The sequence below is a fragment of the Cupriavidus sp. 05N40 genome (assembly GCF_056397305.1).
Genome location: NZ_JBFTND010000264.1, coordinates 1 through 8,615, shown reverse-complemented (window position 1 = coordinate 8,615; position 8,615 = coordinate 1). Strand labels below are relative to the sequence as shown.

The 8,615-nt window shown below is 66.2% G+C and carries 9 protein-coding genes; 6 read left to right on the top strand and 3 right to left on the bottom strand.

Features of this window, described 5'->3' with window-relative positions; all coding sequences use genetic code 11:
- Positions 1–776 (bottom strand): ABC transporter substrate-binding protein (locus tag AC1DO7_RS36830; RefSeq protein ID WP_477117271.1); only part of this gene is annotated, 776 nt, incomplete at its 3' end.
- A gap of 148 nt (positions 777–924) precedes the next feature.
- A complete protein-coding gene (locus tag AC1DO7_RS36825; RefSeq protein ID WP_477117270.1) occupies positions 925–2,550 on the bottom strand; it encodes a 3-(methylthio)propionyl-CoA ligase in 1,626 nt (541 codons plus the stop codon).
- 408 nt (positions 2,551–2,958) lie between these two features.
- Between AC1DO7_RS36825 and AC1DO7_RS36820 the strand changes: the two genes are divergently transcribed.
- The 5 genes from AC1DO7_RS36820 to AC1DO7_RS36800 all read left to right on the top strand — a co-directional run bounded on the left by AC1DO7_RS36820 (position 2,959) and on the right by AC1DO7_RS36800 (position 6,970).
- Entirely contained in the window at positions 2,959–4,515 is a 1,557-nt protein-coding gene (locus AC1DO7_RS36820; RefSeq protein WP_477117269.1) for a protein adenylyltransferase SelO, read from the top strand.
- A 166-nt stretch (positions 4,516–4,681) separates the two neighbouring features.
- Positions 4,682–5,128 carry a peptide-methionine (R)-S-oxide reductase MsrB gene (gene msrB, locus AC1DO7_RS36815; RefSeq protein WP_441615462.1) on the top strand — a complete coding sequence of 149 codons (447 nt, stop codon included), beginning with the start codon at positions 4,682–4,684 and terminating at the stop codon, positions 5,126–5,128.
- A gap of 70 nt (positions 5,129–5,198) precedes the next feature.
- Positions 5,199–5,738: a septation protein A gene (locus AC1DO7_RS36810; RefSeq protein ID WP_441615460.1), complete on the top strand. Its 540-nt coding sequence runs from the start codon at positions 5,199–5,201 to the stop codon at positions 5,736–5,738.
- A gap of 118 nt (positions 5,739–5,856) precedes the next feature.
- Positions 5,857–6,171 carry a BolA family protein gene (locus AC1DO7_RS36805; RefSeq protein ID WP_441615459.1) on the top strand — a complete coding sequence of 105 codons (315 nt, stop codon included), beginning with the start codon at positions 5,857–5,859 and terminating at the stop codon, positions 6,169–6,171.
- Positions 6,172–6,175: 4 nt separating this feature from the next.
- On the top strand, positions 6,176–6,970 hold the full coding sequence (locus tag AC1DO7_RS36800) for a peptidylprolyl isomerase (RefSeq protein WP_441615457.1): 795 nt from the start codon (positions 6,176–6,178) through the stop codon (positions 6,968–6,970).
- A 146-nt stretch (positions 6,971–7,116) separates the two neighbouring features.
- On the opposite strand, the gene AC1DO7_RS36795 is transcribed toward AC1DO7_RS36800, so the two are convergent.
- Positions 7,117–7,800, bottom strand: coding sequence for a TetR/AcrR family transcriptional regulator (locus AC1DO7_RS36795; RefSeq protein WP_441615455.1), 684 nt, complete (start codon positions 7,798–7,800; stop codon positions 7,117–7,119).
- A gap of 117 nt (positions 7,801–7,917) precedes the next feature.
- Between AC1DO7_RS36795 and AC1DO7_RS36790 the strand changes: the two genes are divergently transcribed.
- The coding region (locus AC1DO7_RS36790) for an acyl-CoA dehydrogenase family protein (RefSeq protein ID WP_477117268.1) at positions 7,918–8,615 on the top strand (698 nt) is incomplete at its 3' end.

Here is an 8,615-nt window from a genome sequence, read left to right as displayed (position 1 = left end):
GTGTAGTAGTTGGTGGTCAGGCCGGCATCCTTGCCCGCCTTGATCAGCAGGGCCAGGTCGCTGCCCCAGTTGCCGGTGATCACGGTGTCGGCGCCGGAGGCCTTGATCTTCGCCGCGTAGGGCGCGAAGTCCTTGACCTGGGCCAGCGGGTGCAGGTCTTCGCCGACGATCTGGATGTCAGGACGCTTGCGCTTGAGGTAATCCTTGGCGGCGCGCGTCACCTGATGCCCGAACGAATAGTTCTGGTTGATCAGGTAGACCTTCTTGACGTTGGCATCCTTGGCCAGGAAGGTGGTCAGCGCCTCCATCTTCATGTCGGAGTTGGCGTCGAGCCGGAAATGCCAGTAATTGCACTTGCTGTTGGTCATGTCCGGGTCTACCGCGGCGTAGTTCAGGTAGACGATTTCCTTRCCCGGATTGCGCTCGTTGTGCTTGGCCACCGCGTCTTCCAGCGCCAGGCCAACCGAGGAGCCGTTGCCCTGCACGATATAGCGGATGCCCTGGTCCACGGCCTGCTTGAGGATGGTCAGGCTTTCCTGCGGTGACAGCTTGTTGTCGAAACCGACCACCTCGAACTTGTTGCCGCCGCCCCAGTCCTTCTGGTTGGCGATGTCGGCGACGAACTGCCAGCTCTTGAGCTGGTTCTGGCCGACCGGCGCCATCAGCCCGGACAACGGATCGATAAAGGCGATCTTTACCGTTTCAGCAGCCGCGACCCCGGAACCCATTGCCGCAAACAGTGCCGTGGCGGCCACGAGCGGACGCAATCTGATCATGCTTGTCTCCTTCGGTTTTTTTGTTGGCTTTCGTTGATCCCGGTTCGCGCAGCGCCCTCTGCCGAAACCTCGGCGCGGCGCGGACCTGTCCTGCGGGCGCCGGCCGCATGGGCCGGCAAGCATCGGCGGCTCTGTGGCCGCCTTGGAATCAGGCCGACGGCAGTCGGTAGTCCTTGAACTGCTCGCGCAACCTGAGCTTTTGCATCTTGCCGGTGGCCGTGAGCGGAATCTCGGTGACGAAGGCGACGTCGTCGGGGATCCACCATTTGGCGACCTTGCCTTCGAAGAACGCCAGCAGCTCTTCGCGCGTCACCTCGGTGCCGGGCCGCTTGACCACCACCAGCAGCGGGCGTTCGTCCCACTTCGGGTGGTAGCAGGAGATGCAGGCCGCCATATGGACCGCGGGGTGGGCCGAGGCCACGTTCTCGATGTCGATGGAGGAGATCCACTCGCCGCCGGACTTGATCACGTCCTTGCTGCGGTCGGTGATCTGCATGTAGCCATCGGCGTCGATGGTGGCCACGTCGCCGGTGGGGAACCAGCCATCGACCAGCGGCGAAGCGTCGTTGCGGTAATAGTGCTCGATCACCCACGGGCCGCGCACATGCAGGTCGCCGAAGGCCTTGCCGTCCCACGGCAGTTCGTTGCCATCGCCGTCGACGATCTTCATGTCCACGCCGTAGATCACGCGGCCCTGCTTTTCCTGGATCTTCTGCTGCTCTTCTTCGGGCAGGTCGTTGTGGCGGGCCAGCAGCTTGCACGAGGTGCCCAGCGGCGACATCTCGGTCATGCCCCAGGCGTGGATGGTTTCCACGCCCAGTGCCTTGAGCGCGCGGATCATGGCCGGCGGCGCGGCCGAGCCGCCGATCACGGTGCGGTGGAAGGTGGAGAACTTGAGCTGGTTGCCCTGCACATACTGCAGCAGGCCGAGCCACACGGTGGGCACGCCGGCGGAGAAGGTCACCTTCTCCTGCTCGAACAGCTCATATAGCGACGCGCCGTCCAGCTTGGCCCCCGGGAAGACCAGCTTGGCGCCGACCAGCGGCACCGAGTACGGCAGGCCCCAGGCATTGACGTGGAACATCGGCACGACCGGCAGGATCACATCCTGCGCGGAGCAGCCCAGCGCGTCAGGCAGCGCCGACGCGTACGAATGCAGCACGGTGGAGCGATGCGAGTACAGCGCGCCCTTGGGGTTGCCCGTGGTGCCGGAGGTGTAGCAAAGGCTCGACGCGGTGTTCTCGTCGAACTGCGGCCAGGTGTAGTTGCCGTCTTGCGCGTCGATCAGGTCTTCGTAGCACAGCAGCGGCACCTTGGGGTTGGCCGGCATGTGCGAGCGGTCGCTCATCATCACCCAGCCCTTCACACCGGGGCAATGGGCCGCCACGCCTTCCACCAGCGGCAGGAAGGTGGCGTCGAAGAACACGTACTGGTCTTCGGCGTGGTTGATGATATAGGCCACCTGCTCCGGGAACAGGCGTGGATTGACGGTATGGCATACCGCGCCCGAGCCGGACACGGCGTAGTAGATTTCGAGGTGGCGGTAGCCATTCCAGGCCAGTGTGCCGACCCGCTCGCCCTGGCGCACGCCGAGCGCGGCGATGGCCTGGGCCASCTTGCGGGCSCGCAGYTCGCARTCGCGGTAGGTGTAGCGGTGSAGGTCGCCYTCGGTCCGYCGCGAGACGATTTCYGTGCTGSCGTARTRSCGYGCRGCGTGCTTGATGATGGAGGAAATGAGCAGGGGCTCGCTCATCATTTGACCCATCAATGCCATGGAATAGTCTCCTGTGGTTTTTTAGATCCGCCAAAAAACGAACAACCGTTCTATTTTTTGGCCGATTGTTCCCATCCTTTGATGAAACGTCAACGGAATTCCGTTGTGCGCCGCCGTACCCGGAACGCTGGCAAGCCGCGCTCGCGCCCTGTGTCGGTGCATGCACGGYAGGGCTGATCGAGGGACATGCGGAAATAATGCGGCGGCAACGGCAGTCACAGATGGAGATGACGGCGTGGAAGTACAATAACGCCTGCCATGTTGCACCTCAACATGTCGTTTTCCCTAGCCTGCAAGCGCACTTGCGGGAAATTCGGCCAGCCGGCGCTGCACCGCCCAGCCACTCACAACGAAGCCCCCGTGAACTCTCCCGAGCCAAACGCCGCCCCCCCCTCCCTGTCCGAAACGATGCCGGACGGAACCAGCGCCGCGCCAGCCGACGCGGCCGTCCCGCAGGTGCCATTCACGACGGCGACGGGCTTCGCGGAGCTGGGCCCGCGCTTCTTCACCCGGCTCGCGCCCACGCCGCTGCCCTCGCCTTACCTGGTAAGCGTATCGCCGTCCTCGGCGGCGCTGCTGGGCTGGGACGCGCATGCCGCAACGCAGCGTAACTTCATCGAAACTTTTGCGGGAAATCAGGTCCCGGACTGGGCCGATCCCCTCGCCAGCGTCTATTCGGGGCACCAGTTCGGGGTCTGGGCCGGCCAGCTCGGCGACGGCCGGGCGATCCGCCTGGCCGAGGCGCGCACCGCCACCGGCCCGATGGAAATCCAGCTCAAGGGCGCCGGCATGACGCCGTATTCGCGCATGGCCGACGGCCGCGCGGTGCTGCGCTCGTCCATCCGCGAATACCTGTGCTCCGAGGCCATGGCCGCGCTCGGCATTCCGACCACGCGCGCCATGTGCATCGTCGGCTCGGACGCCCCGGTACGGCGCGAAACCATGGAGACCTCAGCCGTAGTGACACGCCTGGCGCCAACCTTTGTCCGTTTTGGCCATTTCGAGCATTTCGCTGCGCGCGAGGACACCAGCGCGCTGYGCCAGCTGGCGGATTTCGTCATCGACCGATTCATGCCCGAATGCCGCGAGGACAAGCAGCCCTACCAGGCGCTGCTGCGCGAGGTGTCGCTGCGCACCGCCGAGCTGATGGCGCAATGGCAGGCGGTCGGCTTCTGCCACGGCGTGATGAATACCGACAATATGTCGATCCTCGGCCTGACCATCGACTACGGCCCCTTCGGCTTCCTCGACGCCTTCGACGCCAACCATATCTGCAACCACACGGACACGCAGGGCCGCTACGCCTACAGCCAGCAGCCGCAGGTGGCGTTCTGGAACCTGCATTGCCTGGCCCAGGCGCTGCTGCCGCTGTGGCGCGAGGGCGACGGCAAGGGCGAAGAAGGCAAGGCAGCGAGCGAGGCCGCGGTCGAAGCCGCGCGCGCCGCGCTCGATCCCTTCCGTGAGCGCTATGCCACCGCCTTCTTCCAGCGCTACCGCGACAAGCTCGGCCTGCGGCCCACGGGCGGGCGCGACGAGGAGGACGAGCCGCTGCTGAGCGAGCTGTTCCAGCTGCTGCATGCGCAACGCGTGGACTACACCTTGTTCTGGCGCAACCTCGCCCGCATATCGTCTGCGGACGGCAGCCGCGATGCACCGGTACGCGACCTGTTCCTGGACCGCGCGGCATGGGATGCCTGGGCCGGCACGTACCGCGCCCGGCTGCGCGCCGAACAGTCCGACGATGCGGCGCGCGCCGCGGGCATGCTGGCGGTGAACCCGAAGTACGTGCTGCGCAACCACCTGGCGGAAACCGCCATCCAGCGCGCGCGGGAGAAGGATTTCACCGAGGTGGACCGCCTGCTGGACGTGCTCTCGCGACCCTTTGACGAGCAGCCGGAGGCCGAAGGCTACGCCGCGCTGCCGCCGGACTGGGCCGCGGGACTGGAAGTGAGCTGTTCGTCGTGAGCCCCCCCGGCAGGCAGGTACGCGGCGCGCCGCGATCACCCCGCCCGCAGGCACGACTGTAAGGATCGCGTGCCGGAAACGACCAAGTAGACCCAATGCTCCGGGCGGCGCACGCCAGGCAATGCAGCCTCTCGCGCCACCCGGCCAACCAGAAAGGAAGCCGAGCATGACCACGCAGAAAACCGACGCCGAGTGGCGCGCGCAACTCTCCGACATCGAATACCGCGTCGCCCGCGAAGCGGCCACCGAGCGGCCCTTCACCGGCCGCTACTGGGACCACTGGGACCGCGGCACCTACCGCTGCATCGGCTGCGGCACGCCGCTGTTCGAGGCCAGCACCAAGTTCGACGCCGGCTGTGGCTGGCCCAGCTACTTCCGTCCGATCAACGGCGAGGTGATCGACGAGCACACCGACCGCTCGCATGGCATGCTGCGCGTGGAGGTCCGCTGCAAGGAATGCGGCAGCCATCTGGGCCATGTCTTCGAAGATGGCCCCGCGCCCACCGGTTTGCGCTACTGCATCAACTCGGCTGCGCTAAAATTCGACGAGCGCGACCCTGCCGATTTCGAGGCGGGTGACGCCGCGCCGACATCGCCCGACACGCCGCGCTAAGGCCGAACCGCCCGCGCGGCGGTTCGCCGCCAACCCAGCCCCGACCWTTGCGTCGATCTATCCTGTCCGCATGAAATTCCTGTTCGACCTGTTTCCGGTCATCCTGTTCTTCGTCGCCTTCAAGTTCGCGGGCATCTATACCGCCACCGGGGTGGCCATCGTCGCCACGGTGGTGCAGATCGGCTGGGTCTGGCTGCGCCACCGCAAGGTCGAGCCGATGCAATGGATCAGCCTGGCGATCATCTCGGTGTTCGGCGGCGCCACGCTGCTGCTGCACAACGAGACTTTCATCAAGTGGAAGCCCACCGTGCTGTACTGGCTCTTCGCCGCCACGCTGACGTTGTCGGCGCTGCTGTGGCGCAAGAACCTGATCCGCGCCATGCTGGGCAAGCAGGTCAGCATGCCGGACAACGCCTGGGGCAAGCTCAACGCCGCCTGGGCCGCTTTCTTCGCCGTGATGGGCGTGGTCAACCTCTATGTGGCCTACCAGTTCTCCACCGACGCCTGGGTCAACTTCAAGCTGTTCGGCAGCATGGGCCTGATGCTGGTGTTCATCCTGGCGCAAAGCGTCTGGCTGTCGCGCCACATGCAGGAAACCCCCTCCGAATAAGGCGCCGGGCTCACCGGATTCACCGACTACACCGCGGGTGCGCTGCAAGCGCAGTGCGCCCGCCGGGCTCCATCCTCCGGCCCTGCGCCGGGGCCGATCCCACCACAGAGACCCCAAGATGGCCGCCGATCCCGCACATATCGAGGCGCTGCTGCGCGCAGCCCTTTCCCCCACCAGCGTCGCCGTGCGCGACGACAGCGCGCTGCATGCCGGCCACGCCGGCGCCGCATCCGGCGGCGGTCACTACCATGTGACCATCGTCAGCTCCCGGTTTGCCGGCAGCACACGCGTAGCGCGTCACCGCATGGTGTATGATGCGCTGCGCGAACTGTTCCCCACGCAAATTCACGCGCTGGCTGTCACCGCGCTGACCGAACAAGAACTTGAATCCCGCGAATCGTCCCGCGATTCCTCGAGCAACTCTCAGACCTGATTCCATGAAGACCACCGTCCTCTCGTTCAGCCTGGCGGCTGTGCTTGCCGCTGGCAGCTTGCCCGCCCTGGCCCAGAACGCCGCCGTCGTGAATGGCAAGGCGATCCCCTCGGCGAAGCTGGACAAGCTCATCGCCGGCACCGGCCAGCCGCCCAATGCCGAGTTGCGCGACCGCGCCCGCAACATGCTGATCGACCGTGAGCTGCTGCTGCAGGAAGCCAACAAGCGCGGCCTGACCCAGCGCGACGACCTGCAGGAACAACTGGAGCAGGCCAAGCTGAACGTGCTGGCCGGCGCGGTGTTCGAGGACTACGTCAAGACCCACGGCGCCAGCGACGAAGAGCTGCGCAAGCAGTACGACAAGATCAAGTCCCAGTTCGGCAGCGGCAAGGAATACCACGCCCGCCACATCCTGGTGGAAAAGGAAGCCGACGCGCGCGCCATCATCGCCAAGATCAAGGCCGGCGCCAAGTTCGAAGACCTGGCCAAGGCCTCGTCCAAGGACCCGGGCTCCGCGGCCAATGGCGGCGATCTCGACTGGGCCAACAGCAGCAGCTACGTGCCGGAATTCTCGGCCGCGATGACCGCGCTGAAGAAGGGCCAGATGACCGACACCCCGGTCAAGACCCAGTTTGGCTGGCACATCATCCAGCTCGACGACGTGCGCGACGCCAAGGTCCCCACGTTCGAGGAAGTCAAGCCGCAGCTCACGCAGATGCTGATGGGCGACCAGAACTGGCAGCGCGAGCAGTTCCAGGCCATGATGAAGGCGCTGAAGGAAAAGGCGAAGATCCAGTAAGCGGATCCGGCCTCGATGCAGCAGGGAAACCGGTGCCGATGGCACCGGTTTTCATTTAGGCGACGGGTTGCCGTTGGACCTGCCGTGGCCGGCTTCCCTCTCCCGTGCGCGGAAGGGGCGCGGCGCGAAGGGCGTGACAGCCGCCGTCATTGCGAATGGCCTCGGCGCACCGGGCCGGCTTCGTCCGGTTCGAACGGCGCCTCGCCCAAGGTAGCCAGGTACCCCTGCGCCGCGCCGCGCAGGCGCCGCGTCAGCCGCGGGAAATCGATTTCCTCCCCTTCCTCGATGCATGCATGCGCGATAAGGCCGTAGACGATGGCCTGCAGCGTCACCGAGGCTTCCTCGACCACCGCCGCCGGCGGCGCGTCGGCCGCGCCCAGCAGCGCCCTGCTCCACAGCGCAACGAAGCGCCGGTACATCTTCCGGTACGCCGCGCGCCCCGAATGATGCCGCTCCAGCAGGTAGATCGGCCCCCAGCGCTCGGGCGTCTCGCGGTGATGCGCCACGTTGACGGCAATCAGCGCATCCACCAGGGCTGCCATCGGTTCGCCGCGGCGCTGCGCCAGGCAGGCGTCCATGGCCAGCACGATGCGCTTGGCGCGCAGGTGCAGGCAGACCTGCGCCAGTTCCTCCTTGCTGCCGAAGTATTCGTAGAACGTGCCCAGGCCCACGCCAGCCAGGTCGACGATGGCGCGGATGGTCACCTGCGCGTAGTCGTGCGCCGCCAAAAGCCGAACAAAGGCTTCCTGGATGGCCAGCGAGGTCTGCCATGAGCGTGACTGCACCGGCCTGCGGCGGGGCTTCGCCGGGTCTTTGCGCTGCGGGTTCATGCTGCTCCGAAAGCCGAACATGCTGGCTGGGCATTGTATCTAGAATGGCCTTTCCAACGTAGCCCGGCGCGCCGGCATGCCTGGCCGCGCAACGCGAGACAGCAAGGAGACGCCACGATGAACTGGACCACCCACACCATCACCAACCAGGTGCCGGAGCTCAAGGACTACAACCTGTACACCAGCGACGCCGGCATCCGCCGCGCCGTGGAACGCGCCGGCGCCGGCTGGAGCGGCGCCGAGCTTGCGCGCCAGGGCGCGCTGCTCGGCGCGCAGGAAACCCTGCGCCATGCCGAGGACGCCAACCGCCACCATCCCGAGCTGCACACGCATTCGCGCGCCGGCGAGCGGATCGACCAGGTGCGTTTCCACCCCGCGTGGCACGCCATGATGGCCATCGCGCGCGCCAGCGGCCTGGCCAACCTGCCCTTCGCCGACGCGCGTCCGTCGGCATGGACGTCGTATGGCGCGGCGCTCTACATGCACAGCCAGATCGAATCCGGCTCGCTCTGCCCCACCAACATGACACAGGCCTGCATCCCCGTGCTGCGCAAGGAGCCGGGCCTGTTCGCCGAGCTCGGGGACAAGCTGCTGACCCAGGCCTACGACCCGCGCGACGTGCCGATCGCGCACAAGCCATCGATCAACGTGGGCATGGGAATGACCGAGAAGCAAGGCGGCTCCGACGTGCGTGCCAACACCACGCGCGCGATCGCGGTGCGCGGCGAGGGCCGCGGCGCCGAATACCGCATCACCGGCCACAAGTGGTTTTTCTCGTCGCCGATGTCGGATGCGCACCTGGTGCTGGCCAACAC